Source organism: Alteromonas sp. 009811495 (assembly GCF_028865455.1).
Taxonomy (GTDB): Bacteria; Pseudomonadota; Gammaproteobacteria; order Enterobacterales; family Alteromonadaceae; genus Alteromonas.
In genome coordinates this window covers 4,359,084-4,380,899 of record NZ_CP113972.1, presented here as the reverse complement: position 1 = coordinate 4,380,899, position 21,816 = coordinate 4,359,084, and the positions used below count along the sequence as shown (strand labels likewise).

At 44.6% G+C, this 21,816-nt stretch carries 20 protein-coding genes; 8 read left to right on the top strand and 12 right to left on the bottom strand.

Annotated features, from left to right (window positions below; genetic code table 11):
- Window positions 1-94 precede the first annotated feature (94 nt).
- Both OZ660_RS19595 and OZ660_RS19590 read right to left on the bottom strand, forming a co-directional pair.
- Complete coding sequence (locus tag OZ660_RS19595) at window positions 95-652, bottom strand: DUF6702 family protein (RefSeq protein WP_274742107.1); 558 nt, start codon at window positions 650-652, stop codon at window positions 95-97.
- The gene (locus OZ660_RS19590; protein ID WP_159625439.1) at window positions 642-3,116 is read right to left on the bottom strand and encodes a M1 family metallopeptidase; all 2,475 of its coding nucleotides are present in this window, start codon (window positions 3,114-3,116) and stop codon (window positions 642-644) included. Before OZ660_RS19590 ends, OZ660_RS19595 begins: the two co-directional genes overlap by 11 nt.
- A 191-nt stretch (window positions 3,117-3,307) precedes the next feature.
- Here OZ660_RS19590 and proB point away from each other — a divergent pair, with 191 nt between their 5' ends.
- The 4 genes from proB (at window position 3,308) to OZ660_RS19570 (ending at window position 6,788) form a co-directional block, all read left to right on the top strand.
- Window positions 3,308-4,405, top strand: coding sequence for a glutamate 5-kinase (gene proB, locus OZ660_RS19585; RefSeq protein ID WP_274742106.1), 1,098 nt, complete (start codon window positions 3,308-3,310; stop codon window positions 4,403-4,405).
- An 86-nt stretch (window positions 4,406-4,491) separates the two neighbouring features.
- Window positions 4,492-4,929, top strand: a complete 438-nt coding sequence (locus OZ660_RS19580) for an acyl-CoA thioesterase (protein WP_159625443.1) — start codon at window positions 4,492-4,494, stop codon at window positions 4,927-4,929.
- Window positions 4,926-5,867, top strand: a complete 942-nt coding sequence (locus tag OZ660_RS19575; RefSeq protein WP_274742105.1) for a D-2-hydroxyacid dehydrogenase — start codon at window positions 4,926-4,928, stop codon at window positions 5,865-5,867. The genes OZ660_RS19580 and OZ660_RS19575 overlap by 4 nt, the downstream gene beginning before the upstream one ends.
- An 18-nt stretch (window positions 5,868-5,885) precedes the next feature.
- A complete protein-coding gene (locus OZ660_RS19570) occupies window positions 5,886-6,788 on the top strand; it encodes a DMT family transporter (RefSeq protein ID WP_274742104.1) in 903 nt (300 codons plus the stop codon).
- A gap of 18 nt (window positions 6,789-6,806) precedes the next feature.
- Here the strand turns inward: OZ660_RS19570 and OZ660_RS19565 are convergent, their stop codons facing one another.
- Entirely contained in the window at window positions 6,807-7,082 is a 276-nt protein-coding gene (locus OZ660_RS19565) for a hypothetical protein (protein ID WP_202262971.1), read from the bottom strand.
- Between the two features lie 355 nt (window positions 7,083-7,437).
- Here OZ660_RS19565 and OZ660_RS19560 point away from each other — a divergent pair, with 355 nt between their 5' ends.
- Entirely contained in the window at window positions 7,438-7,944 is a 507-nt protein-coding gene (locus OZ660_RS19560) for an RNA polymerase sigma factor (RefSeq protein ID WP_226434061.1), read from the top strand.
- Window positions 7,937-8,527, top strand: coding sequence for a hypothetical protein (locus OZ660_RS19555; RefSeq protein ID WP_274742103.1), 591 nt, complete (start codon window positions 7,937-7,939; stop codon window positions 8,525-8,527). Before OZ660_RS19560 ends, OZ660_RS19555 begins: the two co-directional genes overlap by 8 nt.
- An 11-nt stretch (window positions 8,528-8,538) precedes the next feature.
- Here OZ660_RS19555 and OZ660_RS19550 read toward each other — a convergent pair whose 3' ends face one another.
- Window positions 8,539-12,318 carry a translocation/assembly module TamB domain-containing protein gene (locus tag OZ660_RS19550; RefSeq protein ID WP_274742102.1) on the bottom strand — a complete coding sequence of 1,260 codons (3,780 nt, stop codon included), beginning with the start codon at window positions 12,316-12,318 and terminating at the stop codon, window positions 8,539-8,541.
- Entirely contained in the window at window positions 12,315-14,069 is a 1,755-nt protein-coding gene (locus tag OZ660_RS19545; protein WP_342455376.1) for an autotransporter assembly complex protein TamA, read from the bottom strand. The genes OZ660_RS19550 and OZ660_RS19545 overlap by 4 nt, the downstream gene beginning before the upstream one ends.
- Before the next feature lie 374 nt (window positions 14,070-14,443).
- On the opposite strand from OZ660_RS19545, the gene OZ660_RS19540 reads away from it, so the two are divergent.
- On the top strand, window positions 14,444-16,450 hold the full coding sequence (locus OZ660_RS19540; protein ID WP_274742100.1) for an alpha/beta hydrolase family protein: 2,007 nt from the start codon (window positions 14,444-14,446) through the stop codon (window positions 16,448-16,450).
- 140 nt (window positions 16,451-16,590) lie between these two features.
- Entirely contained in the window at window positions 16,591-17,838 is a 1,248-nt protein-coding gene (locus tag OZ660_RS19535) for a multidrug effflux MFS transporter (protein WP_274742099.1), read from the top strand.
- An 11-nt stretch (window positions 17,839-17,849) separates the two neighbouring features.
- Here the strand turns inward: OZ660_RS19535 and OZ660_RS19530 are convergent, their stop codons facing one another.
- The 7 genes from OZ660_RS19530 to OZ660_RS19505 form a co-directional block, all read right to left on the bottom strand.
- Entirely contained in the window at window positions 17,850-18,239 is a 390-nt protein-coding gene (locus tag OZ660_RS19530; RefSeq protein ID WP_274742098.1) for a DUF6258 family protein, read from the bottom strand.
- A 72-nt stretch (window positions 18,240-18,311) separates the two neighbouring features.
- Window positions 18,312-19,142, bottom strand: coding sequence for a hypothetical protein (locus tag OZ660_RS19525; protein WP_274742097.1), 831 nt, complete (start codon window positions 19,140-19,142; stop codon window positions 18,312-18,314).
- 288 nt (window positions 19,143-19,430) lie between these two features.
- Window positions 19,431-19,664: a hypothetical protein gene (locus tag OZ660_RS19520; RefSeq protein ID WP_274742096.1), complete on the bottom strand. Its 234-nt coding sequence runs from the start codon at window positions 19,662-19,664 to the stop codon at window positions 19,431-19,433.
- A 158-nt stretch (window positions 19,665-19,822) separates the two neighbouring features.
- The gene (locus tag OZ660_RS19515; RefSeq protein ID WP_274742095.1) at window positions 19,823-20,143 is read right to left on the bottom strand and encodes a hypothetical protein; all 321 of its coding nucleotides are present in this window, start codon (window positions 20,141-20,143) and stop codon (window positions 19,823-19,825) included.
- 9 nt (window positions 20,144-20,152) lie between these two features.
- On the bottom strand, window positions 20,153-20,815 hold the full coding sequence (locus OZ660_RS19890; RefSeq protein ID WP_446698945.1) for an RHS repeat-associated core domain-containing protein: 663 nt from the start codon (window positions 20,813-20,815) through the stop codon (window positions 20,153-20,155).
- 104 nt (window positions 20,816-20,919) lie between these two features.
- Window positions 20,920-21,432 (bottom strand): Fic/DOC family protein, encoded by a 513-nt coding sequence (locus OZ660_RS19510; protein ID WP_274742094.1) that lies wholly within the window; start codon window positions 21,430-21,432, stop codon window positions 20,920-20,922.
- Window positions 21,433-21,508: 76 nt separating this feature from the next.
- The gene (locus OZ660_RS19505; protein WP_274742093.1) at window positions 21,509-21,667 is read right to left on the bottom strand and encodes a hypothetical protein; all 159 of its coding nucleotides are present in this window, start codon (window positions 21,665-21,667) and stop codon (window positions 21,509-21,511) included.
- Window positions 21,668-21,816: the final 149 nt, after the last annotated feature.

Below are 21,816 nucleotides of genomic sequence, written 5' to 3'. Positions count from 1 at the left end.
AACACTATACGACTTCAGTCTCACATACTTAATGTAATAAAAAAGCCCGCGACTTAGTGCGGGCTTTCAATCTATTAACGACGTGCTAATAAGTTTAGTGTTGATGGCCTTTAAAGCTGACCTCAAGCAAATTTACGCTGTCTGCAAACGTTAAGGTTTTTATATCGCCTTTACCTTCAACGTTTATCGTGTTGACTTGTTTTGGCCATAAGTCGCGCAGCGCGTCATGGCGAATCTTTAAGCCTTCAAGCGCTGGTGGCTCAGCTGTTTCTTGGTATACCCAGAAATGCTTGCCTTCTACTTCAAATCCAACTTTAGCCAGTGCCAGAGGTTCACCTTCACTATCTAAAATAGCGAAATGCTTGGCCACATAGTCGGCAAATGCTTGCTGAGTATCTATGTCATCCATAATATCAGCATGCTTGTCGAACAAGGCTTTTACCGCGTGTTCAGCATCATGAAGATTAAAGCGGTGCATGACTTCAATGTTTTCAGTGCGTTGATTAAACAACACTGTGGTAATGGCGGCCTTAATTTGATGCGCTTGTAGCTGTGCACTAAACAAGCTAGCACAAATCACTGTTAAGACAATAAGACTGGCAAGCAGGGCTGAAGTGCCCTGCTTTAGAACCAAAGACAACTTATTCGTCATCTTTGTCCTCTTCTTTATCTTCGTCTTTATCTAGCTCGGTCTTTGAATCGTGCATCAAGTCGCGGTACTCGTAAGTGTTGCGCGGCTTATTCTTGTACGCTTCAATACGCGATGGGATGATACGACGTGGGTAATGGTTATTTTCCACATCAACGTCTGCTGTTTCCCAGTGCGGGTCAACCGTTACGCTAACTAATTCTTTGTCTTTGTCCGTCACGATAAGCTTGCTTACCGCTTTAGGAGTACGACGCCAAATCTCAGCTGGAATGCGCATCTCTTCTTTGCTGCCATCTTCAAATGTCAGTTCAAGAATAATAGGCATAACCAAACCACCTTTATTGCTAAAATCTAGCACGTAGTAGTTTTTGTCTTCCTTCACCGCGCGCTCAAAGGCTTTACGTTCCCATGGCTCAAGACCTTTTAGGAATTTCTTGTACTTATTGCGCTCTTTGTTGGTTACTGTGTATCGGTCGTTTTCGTCGTAGTAATCGCGGATATCTTCAAAGCGGTCAACCCACAGTTCTTTACCTTCTTCTTTGTTGCGAATATCGGTAAGTGACTTTGGTTTTTCCATTTCAGCATCACGCTCACGGGCGAAGTCGATATCTGGATCTTCAGTGTCTAAACGCAGCTTATAAACGCTGTCTAGGCTAATGTCTACGTGGTCAGTGGTATAGAACCATCCACGCCAGAACCAGTCTAGATCAACACCTGAAGCTTCTTCCATTGTGCGGAAGAAATCTGAAGGTGTAGGACGCTTAAACATCCAACGTTGTGCGTATTCTTTAAACGCGAAGTCAAACAACTCACGACCAAGAATAGTTTCACGTAGAATATTTAGTGCAACGGCTGGCTTGGTATAAGCATTTGGACCTAGGCGCAATACCGAGTCAGATTGCGTCATAATAGGTACTTGCGTTTGAGACTTCATGTAACCAGTAATGTCACGCGGTTCAACGCCCCATGGAATAGTTGGATCCCATTCGCGACCTGCTACACCGTCTAGGAAGCTGTTAAGGCCTTCATCCATCCATGTCCACTGACGCTCATCAGAGTTAACCGTCATTGGGAAATAAATGTGACCTACTTCGTGAATAACAACACCAATAAGGAAGCGCTTCTCAGCCAAAGAGTATGTGCGAGAACCGTCATCGCGAAGCTCAGTACGTGGGCCGTTGAAGGTAATCATTGGATATTCCATACCACCAACTGGACCATTTACTGACTGTGCTACCGGGTATGGGTAGTCAAAGCTAAAGCGGCTGTATACATCCATGGTGTGGATGATGGATTCGGTAGAATATTTCTGCCAAAGCTCACCGCCCTCTTTCGGGTAGAATGACATTGCCATAACAAGTGGCTGTGTGTCACCGCCCTGCTGATAGCCGCGCGCATCCCAAGCGAATTTACGAGACGATGCCCAAGCAAAATCACGAACGTTGTCAGCTTTGAACGTCCACGTCTTAAGCTTAGAGGTACCTTCCTTCTCGTTTTCAATCGCTTCTTCAGGGGTTACGATGAATACGATACGGTCTGCTTTTTCTGCCTTCTTTAGACGGTCGCGTTGTGTTTTGGTTAGTACGTCTTTCGGGTTTTGTAGTACACCCGTTGACGATACGATGTGGTCTGCCGGTACAGTAATATCAACTTCGTAGTTACCGAATTCTAGCGTGAACTCACCACGGCCAATAAACTCTTTGTTAGTCCATGCTTCGTAGTCGGTGTATGCCGCTAAACGCGGGAACCACTGTGCAAGTAAGAAGATATCGTTACCGCCTTCGCGCTCATCATCTGGGAAGTGCTCGTAACCTGCACGTGCAGATACCGCGTCTTCTTCAACAATGTTAAAAGCAAAATCGATATCAAACGTTACTTTCTTACCTGGTGCTAGCGGCTTAGCAAGGTCAACGCGCATCAAGGTGCCAACAATAGTGTGACGTAAGTCGTTACCTGACTTATCTTCAACGCGAGAAATAGTGTAACCAAGCTCATTATCATCAACGAACTGCTGACGACGCAGTGCACCCATGCTCAATTTAGCTGGTTTGTCGCCACTTGCTGCTTGGGTACCTGGACCGCGGTTGCCAATGCCGCCAAATGTAGTGGTTAGCGCCGACATAGAGTCGTCGCGGAATTTGTTTTGGTCTAACTGAATCCACAAATACTTAAGGGTATCTGGTGAATTGTTGTGATACGTAATGGTTTCTTTCGCTTCAATACGGCGCTTGTCTTCAAGTAGCTTTACGTCAATGTCGTAATCTACTTGTTGCTGCCAGTACTGATGTCCCGGCTCACCCGCTGCGTTACGGTATACGTTTGGTGTTGGGAGAACTTCGTCCAGCTGACGGAATTTATCTTCAAAGTCGCCTTTAGTTTGTTTAATGGCGGCGTTTGCACTTGGAAGAGAAATCAGCATAGACAACACTGGCGCAAGCCAGATTAAGTGTCGTTTTGCGGTGCTCATGCAGGTTCCTTGCAACTTGTAAGTTAGAATTGTTATAAAATAACACGGCTAGTATATCGGGCTAGGCAAATGAATCCAGTTTTTGACCGTAAACTAACCATCTTTTAACGCAAAAAATCTGTAACAGAACGTTTTGCATCACACGCCAACTGTCGTATTCTTGAGCTCTTGTTTTCTTTTTACTTCCCGTTATGAATCGTTTCTCTTGGCAGCGTGCTGTCATCAAAGTTGGTAGTGCCCTTATTGCACCAGAGGGCAATGAGTGTAGTGGTCGTTATTTACTTGCGCTGGCACGTTTTATTACTGCAAGTCGCGAAGCAGGCAAAGAAGTTATCCTAGTTTCATCAGGTAGCGTGGCCGCAGGGCGCAGCAAAGTGAAAGTTCGCCACAATGCGTCAATTGCAGAAAAACAAGCCATGGCAGCAATAGGTCAGACCTTGATGATGGCCAACTGGCAGCGTTTTTTTGATTTTCCGTGCGCACAGGTATTGCTAACGGCTGACGACCTGCGCGACCGCACGCGCTACGTGAATATCAAAAATACCTTACGTGAAATACTTAACCACAATGCTCTTCCCATTGTGAACGAAAACGACACCGTTGCCGTGAATGAGCTGAAAGTGGGTGATAATGACAACTTAGGGGCATACACCGCGTTAGTGGCCCAAGCTGATACTTTAATTATTTGCTCTGACATTGATGGGTTGTACACCGCCGATCCGCGTAAAGACCCCAATGCAACGCTCATTCCACAAGTCGATACTATAGACGCAAGTATTTATGGTTTAGCAGGGGGCGCAGGTACGTCTGTAGGCACAGGAGGCATGCGTACCAAGATAGAAGCGGCCGAAAAATGCACCAACAGTGGTATTCAAACGCTCATTGTTAACGGTAGAAAAGGTGACACTTTCGATACGTTAATTGAAGGCAAGGTACCTGGGACGTTGTTTAGCGCGAGTAGTACTCCAGCGAATGCAAGGCGCTTGTGGTTAACGCATACCCTAAAAACGGCGGGAAAAATAGAAATTGATGCTGGTGCAAAAGCCGCGTTAGTGCAAAAAGGCGCTTCGCTTTTGCCGTCAGGGATCACTAATGTAGCGGGACGCTTCGAACAAGGTGATGCCGTAGAAGTGGTGTGCGACGGTCATATTGTGGCGAAAGGTCTGTGCTTGTATAACGCAAAAGACTTAATGGCTATAAAAGGGAAAAAGTCGAAAGACATCGCCAATGTGTTAGGTTATGAGACAGCTGACGAGGCAATTCATCGCGATGACATGGTGCTTTACTAAACGCACCCTAAAGCACGATGCCCAATTTCAATGCCTAACTAAAATGCCCATGTTCTATGGTTAGGTTAAATGCACCAAGGAGCCGTATGACTGATATCACGCCAACACTTGCTGACTATCCTTATCAGGTGACTATTGCCACCCGTTGGCAAGACAACGACGCTTACGGGCACATCAACAACGTGGTGTATTACGGTTTTTTTGATACCGCGGTAAATCGCTTTTTAATTGAAGAAGGCGGTTTAGACATTCATAACGGTAAATCAGTGGCCTATGTTGTTAGCAGCCAATGTCAGTATATTGCGCCAGCCGCTTACCCTGAAACCATTTATGTTGGTTTGCGCGTGGCTAAAATTGGTCGAAGTTCAGTAACCTATGGTCTATCGGTCTATGCCGGTGAAAGTAAGCGACGTGTTGCTCACGGTCAGTTTGTGCATGTTTTTGTTGATAAAAAGTCAGACAAAGCAATTCCAATTCCCGTAAAAATTAAGGCGGCACTCGAGTCGATATGTGAAGTGCTATGAGCAAGCCAAATGTGGTTTTTCTTGATGCTGAAACGCTGGACTTAGATACGCTTGATACGCATGCCCTTGAATCACTGGATGCAAACGTTACCTTACATGACCGCACGCAATCAGAAGAGGTTATCTCTCGTATAGCGGATGCCCATGCCCTTTTAGTGAATAAAGTGGTATTGAATGAAGCGACCCTGAGTCACGCAAAGGCGCTTCGCTATATTGGTGTTACTGCTACAGGTATGAACAACATCGACCATGAATACTGCCGCGAGAAAGGGATAGAGGTGAGGAATGTTGAAGGGTATGGCACTGACAGTGTGGCTCAGCACGCTGTAACGCTACTGCTCAATTTGGCAACTCAATTTGTTAATTATCAGCGCGATGTGACAGATGGTGAATGGGCACGCTCTGCGCATTTTTGTCTTAATCATCGCCCTGTTGTTGAACTGGCTGGCAAGCATGCGGTTATTGTTGGTCACGGAGCGCTTGGTCAGCGCGTGGAAAGCCTGCTCTGTGCATTGGGAATGCGCGTGAGTATTGCTGGGCGTCCTGGTAAAAACGGTGATCCTAGACCTTCGCTTGAAAGCTTACTGCCAAATGCCGATGTAGTTTCACTTCACTGTCCACTTACTAAGGACAATGAAAAGCTCATTAATAAACGCACGTTATCGTTAATGAAATCGAGCTGCTTTTTAATTAATACCGCCCGCGGCGGGTTAATAGACGAAGCCGCCTTGCTTGACGCGCTGATACATAATCGCATTGGCGGCGCGGGTCTTGATGTACTGTCGGTTGAGCCGCCTCCATCTGATCACATTTTGCTTAATGCACAGTTACCCAATTTATTAATAACGCCACACAATGCATGGATAGGCCAAAGTGCAAGACAAACGCTTTTTGATGGTGCCATACAACAGCTTGCGCATTTTTTACAACGCAATTAGCACGGACAAAATTGGTAAATGAATAACGCTACTCTTTTTTCGTTGTGTTGCTTGATATGGGGGTCTACGTGGATTGCGATAACCTATCAAATTGGGCATACCTCTGAAACCTTTGCGATTGCACTTCGCTACTTATTGGCTTCCGCCTGCTTAGGAGCGTATTGTCTACTAAAGCGTCTGCCGTTGGCGCTTCCCGTTCATGTGCACATTAAAATGGCCGCGGTGGGCGTATTCTTATATAGCCTTAATTACACCTTACTGTATCTTGCCCAAGCCCATATTATTAGCGCACTACTGGCACTGATGAGTTCGTGTATCATCTACATAAACGTGGTGTTACGCCGCTGGTGGTTAAAAGAGCCTATTCGAAAAGAAGTCGTTGTGGGGGCCACGTTCGGGCTTGGCGGCATCATTTGTTTATTTGTGCCCGAGTTTTCAAAAGTGTCGATGGATGCCGCGCTTGCAACGGGTCTTGGCATCGCTTTTGTAAGCTTCTTGTGTGCGTCAATTGGAAACGTTATTTCCGAGCGTATTCTTACTGCGGGCACACCGGTTATTCAGATGAACTTTTATGCGATGTCCTACGCTATGATATTGCTTTTTATTACGTCATTGTTGCTGCCAGGTACGTTAGTTATTCCAAGTAGTACAAGCTTTTATCTATCATTGGTTTATCTGGCACTGTTTGGTTCGGTATTCGCGTTCGGCGCGTATATGAAACTGCTCAAGCAAATGGGGGCTGATAAAGCTGCCTATGTGGTGTTGGTGTATCCCATGGTGGCGCTATTGATATCAACCTTCTTTGAAGGGTATCAGTGGACCATGCTATCTGTGGTTGGCGTGGTGATTGTATTGATGGGCAACGCGATAGCCATGGGGAAAATTCCACGCTTCATGCGTCGCCCATCAATACCAAACTAGGCGGGGTGTAAACTATCACTACTTAAGCGCATTAATTTTTTTGTTTAGCTCATAGGCAGGTTCGGTCACGATGGCTTCCAGCGTTTCAATGCGCTCCATGAGTTTTTCAATTTGCGCGTCTTTCTCTTTTAATCGCTGCGCTTGCTGCGAGGCGTTGGTTGCTATGAATGGGTTGCTGCACTGACCATTCATCCAGTCGTTTAACCGCCATTGAAATTTAGCATCAAGATAACACGCTAAGAGCGCAATAGATGTGATACCGCTTAGTAATAATACAAGGCTTAACGTAGACATTAGGCTCTCCCTCGTTGTGTTGACTATGTCTTTATATGTTTTGGCAACGCCTAAACGTAGAGTTTGGGGCTGTTGCACCGCTTTCGTTATCACTAGTCATTGCCATTTAAAAAAAATTACAACGATTTTCAAAAAAGTGTGTAATAAAATTCGTTACACGCTGACTGTAGAGAATAACCGCGTTCTTAGAAGGCTTAAGAATAAGGGAAGCGCTGCGATGAAGGTTACGTTCGCTGAAAAGCATGCGACATACCATGAAGAACATTAGGCTGAATGTGGCCTTAAAACTAGGTTCATGAATTCTGAGTTTTACAATGCGCAAAACAAATAAAAATAAAGGATAGGATCCACCAGATTGGGGCAAGGTTTCGAAGCGGTTTTTTCACAGTATGGCGCATTGCTGAGTAGGGTAGCGAACAGTTACGAGGCAAATCCTGCAATGCAACAAGAGTTATTACAGGAGATTGCTATTGCAGTATGGCAGGGGTTGGCGCGCTTCAATGGTGATAGCAGTGTAAAAACCTATATTCTCAAAATAGCCCATAACCGCGCAGTGACTCACGTGGCAAGCCAGGTTAAACGTGTAGATACTCACCACTACGACAGCGATGAGCTGGGGTCAGATGGTTATTGTAGTGCACAGCACTCCCCAGAGGTGGTGTCTAGTCAGCAGCAATCATTAGAGCAGTTACTTACTGCGGTTCGAGCGCTGCCCTTGCAGTCTCGACAGGTATTGACCTTGTCGCTTGAAGGGTTGAGCTACGATGAAATTGCCGAGGTTTGTGGTTTAACTAAAAATCATGTGGGCGTTATTTTAAAGCGTGCAAAACAAAGTGTGATAAAGGAGGCGCCCCATGCATAATGATGGTGATGAAATGAACGATGATCTATCCGCTTTGTGGCAAACTCAGCCAGTAAGCTCAATAGATTTAACGGCGGTTAAAGCTAATTTGCGCAGCGAGCGAAAAAAACAGCGCGTGTTTATGGTGGTCGACTCACTTGCTCTCGTTCCTGCATTGGTCATGTTGTATACCTATTGGGATAAGCTCACGTTCATTGTGCAGATGATAAATCTCTTTATTCTTATTTTTGCCATTCCATTGCTGGGTTACCAATTGTGGTTAAGGCGTGTTGCGGCATTTTCAAAAGATAGTCAAACGCTTGATCATTTGACGCAGTTAACCAAACAGATAAAGAACAACGTGAAAATAGCGTTTATTACCAAGCATTCTGCCTGGTCTGCAATTGTGTTTGGGGCGGTTTTCTTTGCTGAACGGTATTTTTCACAAGAGGTGCCTCCTGAAAAACTCGTCAGAATGTCTCTAATAATTGCAGGTATTAGCGTAATTATGATTGTGTGGGGTGTGTGGGCACATAAGCGCCAACAGCGCTTTGAACGACAACTAAACACCCTACAGGAAATGGCTAACCATCGCCCTCAATAAGGCGATGGTGCTTATTCGTTTTTCTCGTTATCTTTGCTGGTGTCGCTTTGTTCATTCGCGCTTTCATCATCCTCTTCGTTAGGCGGTGTTCTATTATCGCCAAGGAAAAATTCATAGTATAAGTCCAATGCGAATTCGGATTGGTCTTCCAACGTGGTTTGAATGGCCTCTAAATACAAGCTGGGCAACAGTTGATATTTGAGCGCCAAATCTGGAGGAAGTTGACGACGACGCAGCGTACTGTTGGCGTCGTTGTTACTTAGGCCTACATCTACGTTGTATTCAACGGACAGCCTGTCATTAATTTGCCCTGTCACCGACAATCTATCTTCGTTGGTGCTTAAGCTGAAGTCATCAATGCCCAGCGCATTACCTACTTGCCCGGTAAGGGTTTTAGTATTCGACAAACCAAACCCGAGTAATAGGGCCGCGTAATTCGGGTCTGCACTGGGTGAGTTGGGGCCTGAACCTGTCAGCAAATAGGACAAAACACTCTGCTGGTCCATAGCGGGTTCTGAATACAGGTTAATACTGGGTGAGTCTGCAGCGCCATCAATGCGAATACCTGCAATAACATCATCGTCGGTTTTAGCTGGGTCGCGAATAGCTTCTACTAGCAACATGGGTTGGTCGATGGGGCCGTTGAACTGCACTTCACCGGTTTGAATAATGAGCTTTTGTCCATACGCATTATAACGACCATTGAGTATTTGTAGGTCGCCGTAGCCCACCAATGCCGGCTGCGTATTCACACGAATGCCTCCGTGCAGGCTGGCAGTAAGGCCAAATGCTTCTAATTTCACTTCTTCAGTCTTGGCTTTGTCGATATTGACCAAAACGGATGCATGTACAATGTCTAAAGGCTCTTCACGTTGTGGCTCGCCTCTCAAGTGCACGTCCTTTGATGGCGAAACAGCGCTTTCAGGTAACGACTCTATTTCAATGCGAGCCCATGGAATATTGATATCACCAGTTACATCCACTTTCTCTTTGGTGGCGATTACTGTGATATTGGGAGAAAGTCGCAAGCGGACATTAGGTTGGCGTACCTCAAAGGCATTGCCTTTTAGGGTTAAATCAGCACTTGGCGTGGCAGACCAATCCAAGGTGCCTTTCAGTGAGCCCTTACCACCGCCTAATACAAACTTTCCATCAAGCTCAGCCGTTTGACCGTTAAGCACTACTTGCTGCTCCCAATCAGAAAGGGAAACAGGCGTATCTTGAATATCAATAGCGCCATTACTTATGCTTAGCTCACCGGAAAGCGACGGATCATCCACGTAGCCACCCAAGGTTATCTTGCCGTTTAATATCCCAGTTAGGGTGCGTATTGCGGGCGACAATGGCTTGAAGGGCGATACGTCCAATCCTTCCATTAACAGTTCACCCTCTAACGGTTTTCTGTCATCCAGTGGCCGTGTATTTAACGAAAGTGTGGCATCACCAATATCTTCGCTGGAAATTAACGAGGTAGAAGTAAGCTGCCCTTGCTTAATACTTCCGGTAGTTTCTACCGAGTTAATGGTTAAAGTCAGTGGTCTTTCTTGGCCCAACTGCCATGGTGCAGCGCTAAGTGAAGCAGTAAAGGTCGCATCAATTGGATCGTTAGGTGAATAGCTACCTTTGGTGTTTACGTTAAGCGTTGCACTAGATGGCGCCGACACGACATGAGGTGCAATTTCGCTTGCCCACAAACCCACGGGAAGTGCTGACGCGTTAATATCCCAACTTGCGCGGTCCTCTTGATAGTTTACGTTTGATATACAAAGCTCCCCCTCTTTGCGAGAAGACCAGCAGTGCGCGCTAATATTAGCGGTGACAGGTGCAGTACCAATATCAACATTAAAAGGTTGGGATAAGGTCCATTGCATGTTGGCCACTTTTAATTGTGTATCGCTTATGCTGCCTTTCCAATGGTTGTTCTGCCATGCCCCTGCTAACATCAGTTTTACCTGATGCTCTGGAACATTAAGAGCGATGTCTGCTTTATGATCCGTGTACGCACCCTCTATTGCAATGCGCCCATTTATAGGGCCTTGCTCTGCCATTGCGGCTGAAACGGTTGATGACACGCGAATATCGTTAATGTTTATTGCACCATCTGCACTAGGGTTTTGCCAAGGTCCTACGGCTTTTATATTACCTTTGATAGCGCCAGAGACTTCCGGATAAAGGGTCTCAATTTGTGCAACATCCACATCAACATCGGCGTTTAGGTGGCGCTTGTTAAGCACTTGAGCGACGGCTTTAATCGTATTTTTATCTTGCTGAACACTAACGTTAGTGACAAATAAGTCACTGGGGCCTGAGTAAACCGCATTTCCTTTCACGTGGAGCTGCTTTCCTTGCAGTTCACCTGCAATGTTCATATCTCGAAGACTTACATGCAGGCCGCCTTGTGCTGAGTACTGCAATATACTGTCAACTTCACCCTTTAAGCGCGTTGGCGCATATTGGCTGAAGCGGGCGGCCGACACTTCGTTGAGTACCGTCTTGCCTTCCCACGCAATGACCTTGTCTAAATACAATGTGCCCGAGTTCACCAAACTGCCTTCTAGGGCTTGAATATTGGCTTGGTTAACATAAATGTTGTGTTTTTTAAGCACCACATCAAGTGCAACGGGTACGTCGCCAATATCAGGAAGCACAGCAGCGCCGTTGCCTTTTAAAATATAATCTCCCATGGTGCCAGTAAGTGATAACTCACCGGCTTTAAGCGTTGCGTCTTCCATGGTGGGAATAGGTTGCTGTGCCCAGGTCGCAGTGAACTCCAGTGGCAATGCGTCGTTAAGCACGTTGGCGGTTACGTTAACGTTAGCCTGAACTGCGCCAGTGGCGGCAACAGACAGCGACAAATCATTGAGTGCGCCTTTGGCATCTAATGCCACTACTTGGTCGCTATCGCCTAATTTGGTTTTTACCTTAAGGGCCGATTCCAGCGCAAAGTTGTTAGCGAGAGTCGCTTGAATACTTCCTTTTAGCTCAGCGTCAGGGTGTACAACAATAAGCGAATCAACCGCAACATCATTGCCTTTGAAACTAGCATCGCTAAGCGAGACCATTCTTATTTGTTGTTGGCTATTGCCTTTCACATAAGACACATCTTCAAGAAGTACGGTACCCAAAGTGATTGGCATAGGTGCGCTTATCGCAGGTAATGAAGGTGCGCTGTAACTTAACGAGTAAGAGACCGGTATTGTAGAGTCTGAAGGGGCGGCGGATTCTGGCTTACTTGGCGCTGATGTGGTTTCGCTCTCCTCGGGGAGCGATATTGCTATGCGCTGAGCAGCGAGACTCTCAAGTACAATAGCATCATTACCTTCAAACCCTTCAAGGGCGAGTTCCCCTAACGCGATATCTGCATTTAATAGCGATAGGTTAATATTGCTTAAGGTTAGCGTAGTAACCTCGATAGGCAATGGCAGTACTATTTCGCCTGACTGTGCTGAAGTATCAGCGTCGGTCGGGGCTTCAGACACTTGTGTAATGCGTGCATCGCTTACAGCTATATCGTTAGCACATACACGAGGTTCAAATAAGCAGCGCCATGTTACATCCACATAGGCATAACCAATGTCTACCTTCCACTGCGGATTGTGCCACGTGAGGTTAGTAATGGTTAGGTCGTCGGCGAAGCCGCCCTCAATGCGTTCAATCGCTAGATTAGGTACAAAGGTGTTAGCTATTACCTTTACTGTTGGGCCACCCAACGGGCTTATCAAAAGCGCATAAATAGCCACCACCAGCAATACTGGCGATGAAATAATAAAAGAGACCGTACGTTTTTTCATAGTTCAGGTCCCAGCATTAGGTGGAATTGCCACGTTTTTTCGTCAGGCGCAATACCGCGAGCAATATAAAAACGCACAGGCCCGATGGGTGAAAGCCAATGAATACCTGGCCCCACGCTGTAGGTAAGCTTGGTATCAATGTCGTTTGTTGCCGTACCTACATCAACAAAAGCAGCAACTCGCCAGTTTGGTGAAAACAAATAGGCATATTCGATACTTGAGGTAGCTAGAAATTTACCCCCAATAGAGTCGCGAATAAGATCGCCTGTGCCTGGGTCAATCACTTCCGCTTTGGGTGAAATCTCACGAAAATCGAAACCTCTTACGCTTTGGTCCCCGCCCGCATAAAAGCGTAACGATGTAGGAACTTCATCAAAGCTGTTGGTTTTAATCGCGCCCAATTCGCCACGCACGGTAACGCGGTGAACATCATCAACGGTGTAGATAAGCATGGCTTCAACCACGGCTTTGGCAAAGTCGATGTCTGAGCCCCATCCTTCCTTGCCGGCTTGCGCGAGCATTTGTAAGTACATGCCATTGTTGATATTCAGCTCGGCATCTTTTTCGCGGTAGGTTAACGAGTATCCGGGCAAAATAAGTGACGTGGTATTAGAACTTAGTTCGCCTTGGTCATAGGTTTCCCGCAAATATGTGACTGAGCCATCATGCTGCCAAGGTGACCTATTCTTTTGCCAATAGCGGTGCCCTGCAAGCGAGAGTGTCTCACTTTCAAACGAGGTATTACTGTATTCGATGAACTGATAACCCGCCTCGATACTGGCGTAATCTTGCGTAATGTTCTTCATCGGTATCCGATAGTCAGCAGTAACCGATTGTTCGGGCGCCGAAATAAAAATATCTGATGAAATAGAGTGACCGCGACTATTCACCCAAGGACGCTCCCAACCCAAACGTACCCGCGGCCCGGTATCGGTTGCCGCACCAATAGATGCATTAAATGAGTCGGTTGGCCGATGTAGCAGTGATACTTCAATAGGGACAAGTAGCCCGTCAGCTTCGCTTACCACAGGGCGTGCAATAACGCGGGTGAAATACCCCGCTTGGTTTAAACTACGGTTAAAATCTGTCAGCACGGCTGATGAGTAAGCGTCGCCAGTACTAAAGGGTTTTAGACGTTCAATAATGGCGCGCGCTTTATCTTCACCGATAAACTTTAGCTCGCCAAACTTATACTGCGGCCCACTTTGCGCGATTAACAAAACGTTAGCCTGTTTTTCTTCTCGTACTAAATCTAGTCGAGTGGCTTGCCAGAAATAGTCGAAGTAACCGTTAGACAAGGCATAGTTGAACATGGATGACTTAAATGACTCGTAGACGGTTTGGTCAAGTACATCACCCTCTTTGAGTTTAAGTGAGTTAAAGCGTGCTCTAAAGGCCTTGTCTTCACGCCCTGCACCAATAATTTCTCGCGTAACTTTGTTAATTGTGAGAGGTGCATTAAGGGCAACGGTTACCGTTACGTTGTCGCCTTCTCCGACCGATACACTGGTGTCGCTGTTGTAATACCCGAAAGGTTGTACTGCTTTAGCCACTGTGGCTGCCACTTCATCTTGCCAATAAGGGTCGGTCAATAGGTTTTTTTCAACGTCTAAATTGCTTAAATGCACGCGAATATTGTTGCGTAATTTGTCTTGCTCAACGCCTTTTATATCGTAGGTAATAGAGGCTTGGGCCCAGCTGCATGTTGCTATGAAAAACAGTGCCAAAAGCGCGCAACATTGCCTAAACATCTTTGCTTTGTGCTCAAATGACGTGGGCTGGTAGGTAAGAAAATGAGGCCGATATTTCACGACGCCACGGCGGTTAACTGGCATGAAAAAGCAAAATCCTTATGGTAACGCAAGATGGCGGTACACACTGTGAAACAGATAAAAATCCATGTTCTGAACAAACACAATAATAACACAACAACGATTTGTATCTGCAAACTTCGACGAGAGATCAAATTTACGCGGTCACGATCACTAATACCTCATTAATGGCAACTATTTTGGACTTTGTCCTTTGCGTTAGTATACTCGCTTAATTATGAGGTTAGAGCGTGCTCTTAGTTCCTTAAGAAAAATAATAAACTGTGTTTACAGCACTATAAACAAGGATTGTTATGCCTAAGTTGAAACTGCCAACCCACTACTGGGTGATTATCTCTCTCTTGGTTTTGCTAACACGTTTTGCTTGGGCAGGTGATACCGCAAAAGCCGATAGTAATGTCTTGCGAACTTTTGAAGCTTTTAGTGCTTTACCGGCCTATGGGACACCCGCCCTATCACCAAGTGGCACAAAGCTCGCCTTTGTACAAAATGTATCTACTCCTGAAGACCTTGCTATTTTATCGACCTATGACTTGGTTGAAGGAAAAAAGCACTACCTACTGCGCTCTGACAATGAAAAAGTAAAAATTCGTTGGTACAAGTGGGTGAATGACGAGCGGCTACTTGTGAGTGCTCGTTATCAAACACGCCGAGGTACAACCAAGGTACATGATACTCGACTGTTGAGCATGCGCTTTGACGGCGGCGGAAAAGGGCCGTTTAACCTTATTCGTTGGGACAGACTAAGACAAAAATCAGGTAACCCGACACATATTCCTCAGTTCCATGATGATGTAATCGACTGGCTTGATGATGACCCTGATCACATCTTACTGCAGCTAGATGCCGAAGCATTGGGCCTACCTACCGTGTACAAAGTTAACGTGAATACGGGTACAACAAGCCGCATCGAAAAAGGAAAGAAAAAAATAAGAGATTGGCTCACTGACAGACAACACAACGTTCGCGTCGGTGTTTCGCTCGACTTCGATTCAGGCGAACGCAATGTCTATTTAAAAGAGGATGATGATTGGCGCACACTGTTTTCATACAACGCGATGCGTGAAAAGGGGGAATACCCACTCGGATTTGCAAAGGACCCCAATATTCTTTATTACCGAGGGTATAAAGGCGATTATCAAGCCATATTCAAGCTTAACCTGACAACAAATGAACATACTGAGGTCTTTTCAGATGAGGGCTATGATGTAAGTGGCAGCCTAATTTACTCATCGGTTACTAACGATGTAGTTGGGGTGTGGCACAATGGCCGTCGTTATTGGGATGACCGTTTCAAAGGACTGCAAAAAGGCATCAATAAGGGACTACCTAATTTCGAAAATACCCTAGTGAGTTTTAGTCGAGATGAGCAAGTGTACCTTGTTTATTCTGAGTCTGATGTTCAACCGGGCTTATTTTTTTTGGGAAATCGCGAAAAAGGGTCGCTTGATTTTGTTTTCCAGCAATACCCACAAATTGATGCGGCTGCACTATCTGATCATGAACTTATTAAGTACAAAGCAAGAGATGGCGTTGAAATTGAAGCGTATTTAACTCTGCCCAAAGGCGAAGGCCCTTTCCCTACAATAATTCATCCTCATGGCGGACCGGGTGCGCGAGATTTCAGCGGATTTGACTATTGGACAGCCTATTTTACCCACAAAGGCTATGCGGTTTTACGCCCGAATTTCAGAGGGTCAAAAGGATATGGGTATAGCTTTTCTCAAAGCCAGATGAAAGGTTGGGGTCTTGCTATGCAAGACGATATTACTGATGCGGCAAATTGGATGGTTGAACAAGGGTATGCTGAGCATGGCAATATGTGTATCGTCGGCGCTAGCTATGGTGGTTATGCCGCTTTAATGGCAACAGTTAAAACACCTGAATTATTTAACTGTGCAGTCAGTTTTGCTGGCGTGAGCTCACTGAAGCATATCGTTATTCACTCGCGAAAGTTTCTAAATAACGAATTTGTTAAAAACCAAATTGGTGATGACTTTGACGACCTAGAAGCGCGTTCTCCGTACTACAATGCTGAGGGTATCAAGACGCCAATATTGCTGGTTCATGGCGATGAAGATCGGATAGTACGTCCACTTCAAAGCCAATATATGGCTGAAGAGCTTGAGGATTACGACAAGACGTTTAAGTATGTTGAACTAGAAAGTGGTGATCACTCACTTTCGATTCAGCGCAATCGCCATCGCTTTTTTGAGGAAATGGATGCGTTTTTAGACATGTATTTACATCAAAAGCCCGCAGCGAATGTGGAAACTCAATCGGTTTCGCAGGGCGAGTAAACCGTTAAAGCCGCTAGATTTCGCGACAGATATAGTGATTGTTGGCGGCTTTTTGACCATGGATAGGTTATACTATCTGCATTGAAAGCGCGTCTTAACGCGCTTTTTTATTCCCTCACATTTTTCTACTTCGAGATTTTATGCCGCAGACATCACAAAGCGTATCTGAGGATACGGCAGTTGTTACAAAGCCCGCGTTGGGTTTGTTCGAATTTGTTGCCTTGATGGCAACAATGACATCTCTTGTGGCGTTGAGTATTGACGCCATGCTGCCTGCGCTTATTCAAATTGGTGATGCGCTTAATGTGTCAAATCCAAGTGAAACTCACCTTATCGTTACGGTGTTTTTTGTAGGTATGGCATTTGGCCAAATGTTCTTTGGACCGTTTAGCGACAGCCGCGGGCGCAGACTGACTATTTTGGTGGGACTGTGCATTTTTGCACTAGGTACTTTTGTATGCATGATGGCGACTAATCTTGAAACAATGCTGGTAGGGCGCATTATTCAGGCGTTTGGCGTGTCTGGGCCGCGCATTGCATCGATGGCCATAATCCGCGACCTTTATGTAGGCGACGCCATGGCTCGCGTCATGTCATTTATTATGATGGTATTTATATTGGTGCCAATGCTTGCGCCTATTATTGGGCAAACGGTAATGGACTTATTCTCATGGTTCCATATTTTTACGCTCTTTTTAGTGGTCGCTACTATGTCGGGCTTGTGGTTTTTCTCGCGTCAAGGCGAAACATTGCCCCGTGCAAAGCGCAAAGCCTTTTCATGGGAGGCGTTTTTCGCATCGTCTAAGTTTATTCTTACTCACCCATCAGTCATGGGTTATACCTTCGCAATGGGCTGTATTTTCGGGGCGTTTCTTGCGTACTTAAGTGCCTCGCAAACCATCTTTACCGTGTATTACGATATGGGTGAGTGGTTCCCCTATATCTTTGCAACCTTAGCGTTTTCAATTGGTTTGGCATCGTACTTTAATGGCACCATGGTGATGCGTTTTGGTATGCGTAAACTATGTCGTTTTGCCCTTAAAGGCGTCAACATATTCGCTGTGGTGTATGTTGCACTGCTTTATGCTTACGACGGACTTCCTCCTATCGCACTGACCGTTGCCGTTATGTTTGTTGGCTTTTTCTTTGTAGGTATTCTGTTTGGTAATTTAAACGCCATGGCCATGCAGCCACTTGGCGAAATGGCAGGTTTAGGCGCAGCCATTATCGGCTCTTTCTCTAGCCTTTTTTCAGTGCCAATTGCACTGTTTGTCGATAGCTTTCTAACAGGCAGCCTAATGCCAATTGGGCTGGGCTTTTTAGTGTTCTTTGCGCTTGCTTATGTGTCTGTGCGTTACGCTGAGCGCGTGCGTGAGTGCGGTGAGTAAGCGGTGGTGACTTAATTTGTAGCAGTCTGCACTGAGACTCGAACACTATCAGCTACAATGGCTACGTAGCTCTCAATATTTTTTCCAGATGATGATATTGAATCAGCAAATAGTTTGAAGCTCAGTACACTACCAGCTTCATCAACGACAATTTCATTTATTTGATCGTTTGGAAAGTTTGTATTATCCATAAACTCTATAGATTTAACGCCAGAAAAAATTAATACACCGTGTTCAATGTCTCTAGAACTATCAAATAACCATTCATCATTTTCTGCGCCACAAAAAGAAATTAGATTAATTTGAATTTTGAAAGTCTTTTCATCAAAGTCCCACGTTAATTTTTCTATGTATCTATCACCTAGATAGAGCGATTTTATTAGTTCGATACTGCTTTGCAACTTTACCCCTCAGTTTATTGTCAGTTTAAGAGACTGCCTATTTTGGGACCCGATTTGAACAGATTAATGTGTCTATACTTCTACACTAAGAACAATGCTCAACGATTCTGCTACTGGCCGAACTTTTCTTAATTCAATTTCGTTTAAAGTCCATTTGAACAGTTTATTCTCCTTGTCTTGTGTAACGATATTCAACACTCCAAAATCGCGAGTTAATCTAAATAGTTCATCACCAAAAACTTTGTTTTCAAAATGCTTGCTAGTGAAATAGTTAACCGGATAGATTTCTCTAAAATATCCTTTGTGCATCATAAACGACTTATCTTTATAATTCTGGCGCCAAGTGTCCAATCTCCTTTTAAAAGGCTTGTTGGAATTGAATGACTCGCCTTTAGGAATTAAGTTAATTCCACTCAGATATTGCTCCGGCCCATATTCAAATGGAAAAGTAAAGATTGCGCCATAACGAAACTGTATGCAATTAAGCACCTCATTTTCCATAGACCTTGAGTGACATTCTACGCTGTCAACAAGGTTATCTTGGATAAACAACATAGCTTCTTTTCTTCCGTCCGAGCTAACTCTAAATAGAAAACCGCACCTACTAATTGCGTAATCTCCGATTTGCTCCTCTTCACTCAAAACTCGGATATCAGTAAATTCAGATTGCGCTGCCTCGGTAAAAGACAATGCAATCTTTCTTCTGTTTCTAGAATAACTTCCATGAAAATTGGTATCGTCGTGACTTCCAGTTCCGTATTTTGGTTTGTAACCATAACGGTTGAAAAAAGCTTCGATCATTCCAAGTAAATTTGAATAACACGCGACTTCCCAATCATAAATGGAAAAGCAAACAGCCATTGGTAACTTACCTTTGTATTCAGGAAATTGACCTTTACTCATTCACATACCTCAATCCTGTACAAACAGTTATAGACTTTTATCTAAATAGACTACTAGGTAGCGCCTAGTAGAGTAAGAGTTAATCTATTATGCCGACTTAGGAGTAGACTTACCCTTGATTCATGCTACTAGAATGTAGACTTATTCCATATTTCTTCCATATTTCATCCTTGAGGGTACTCTGGTCGATTCACTCTCAGTATTTTTGTGAGCATATAAAAAAGAGAAGCCCCACTCGAGCGAGGCTTGGGATTTAGATAACGATGCCATAAGTGTGATGGTCGTTAGTTAATCTTCTTTTTTGACCGCTATAAATGCCAATAGCATCGAAAGTCCTAACGAACCGAACGTAATGATGACATAGCCAAGAGTGATTGAACCTATTGCCATAGATTCGTCTCTATCAGCTAACAAAATTACAATTATTCGAATAGTGACAATTGCGAAGAAAATAGAAAATAGATATTTGAAAGCGACTTTCCAGTATTTATAGAACTTTGCTTTCTGTTCAGAAGTCATCACTTCTTATCCTCCTTGGTCGACCATGTTTCAACTGCCTTTAGTGGCGCTGGCCGCGATTGCGATAGTTGCTGTTACCCAGTGATCAGCACTTTCGCTACTGCGAGCGCGTATTGCTGCTCTGAAATGTTTAGCGATAGTAACGGCTAACAACCAAAATCCTATTGATAGCCAAGTTCTCTAACAATTTTATTTTTTTTCACGTCATAGTGGAGTTCCACTGACTGACCGCCACCTACCTTAATGGAATCAATATCGCTTCTGTGCATGATTTCAAAGACCTTAAGCTCATCGCCATCAGTAACAATATGAACGGTATAATCGTCATCTTCCCAACCCTTATTTTCGTTGAGGTATTTTTTCACAACTGACAATATGTCTGTCGAAATTTGCTCTTGTTTCATCGCTATATTTTCACTAATAGTTGATTCAGAGTCACAGCCGAATAACAGAGTACAAATTGCAAAGAGATACAATCTCATAGCTAAATCCTACGGAAATGGAATTACAATTATTCCCTGATGGGTTACAACAACGCCAGGAACTTCAGCATAACGTTTCGTGAAGTTTATATCTCCTGTACTAGGCCCTATCTTATATCCTTCAGAGGCTTTATTCGGGTGGGTATGAAACCACCCAACTGGTTTCGTTAGTAGAGACCAACTCGGTTTGGAGTTTGACATTGCCGGAAGGGAATCTCTAGTACCAGCGTTAGCTCTTGTAACCGAATACTTACCAGTCCACCTATTTTGAATAATCCACCCTCCTGTTTCCCATTTACGCGAACCAGGTTTACCTCTTTGCACATCTTTCGAATATGGATTCGAATCTTGCCAGGCTCTATCAAGCTCATTATTTACATGTTTATCATTTAAAAAATCAGGTGAAGTTGAAGGTGAGCTACTCTCTGAATGTGCGCTCTGATTGACTGATAGTGAATTAGAGACCTGGTCAGGTTTTAAAATATAAGATTTGCAACCAACAGCCGTTCGGCCTTTAATTCTAGTCCCACAAAGACCTGATGGGTCTACAACATTTATGGGATCGTTTCCAACGTATGCATACATGTTCATGCCATCGTCATACCCAATCGGGTCAGTCTGAAGAAAACGCCCTAGCTTTGGATGATAAATCCGTGCTTTGTAGTAGAGCAATCGGAATCACAAGCCAAGCTGTTATCTTGCAGAAAGGCTTTAATATCTAGCTGGGTTAAATCAATTCGTATTTCATGCCTGTCATCTATACAAGCACCTTTTTCTTATTCGCTATCGGATGAGATTGCCTGAGCAAATATTGCCTCAAGAAGAGACAAGTCTAAATTTACACCTGCTATATTGGCATCTATCCAGTCTTGCTGGGGTATTCGAGGCCATGAAACATCATAACCCAAGGTGAAAAGCATTTCCTCGAAGAAGAAGCGCTGAACTCGGCCATTTCCTTCTCTGAATGGGTGGAGTAAGTTTATCTCACAAAATAAGTCAGCCACTTTTGATATTAAGGCTTCTTCAGTCTCCACATGCGCAAGAGTTGGAATAGCGTTGAATAGTTTATTGGCTTCTGGCTCAATACGAGACCATGTACAGAACCGCGTGCCGCCTTTCGAAATATCGACATCTCTTAACTGACCTGCCCAGTGATAGACATCCTGAAAGAGGTGATAGTGGAGTTGTTTTAGATGGGTCAGCGTAAAATCAGCTAATGTTAACTTGGGGGCTTCGTAAGTTCTGTAACGCTCAGCGGTGAACTCTGCTTCGGCTTCTGCTAATAACACAGCGTCGCGTATATCAAGATGATTGATAAGAACGTCAGAGTCGGGGTAACAGTATCTATCCTGATTTACCCCTTACTTATCGTGCATACTTCCGTTTTAAATCGGTAATGCTTTTGCGCTCATTACTTTTTTTGAGCGCAAGCCCTTCATAGCTCAGGCTTACTTCGAAGTTGTCCATATTCGGGGTAAACCGACCTTTTCGGCGATTGCTAGTCTTTGCAACGGTGTTTTTCATATACCCTCCAGCGTTGATACGATTCTACCTCAACATGCAAGAAATAGCCATTTTGTGCTATCTGAATAACGCTCTGTAAACGCAGAAGCTTCCTATTTCACAGGGGCAGTTTGTAGGAGTCGACCTATCAGGGTTATTGCTAAAATTAC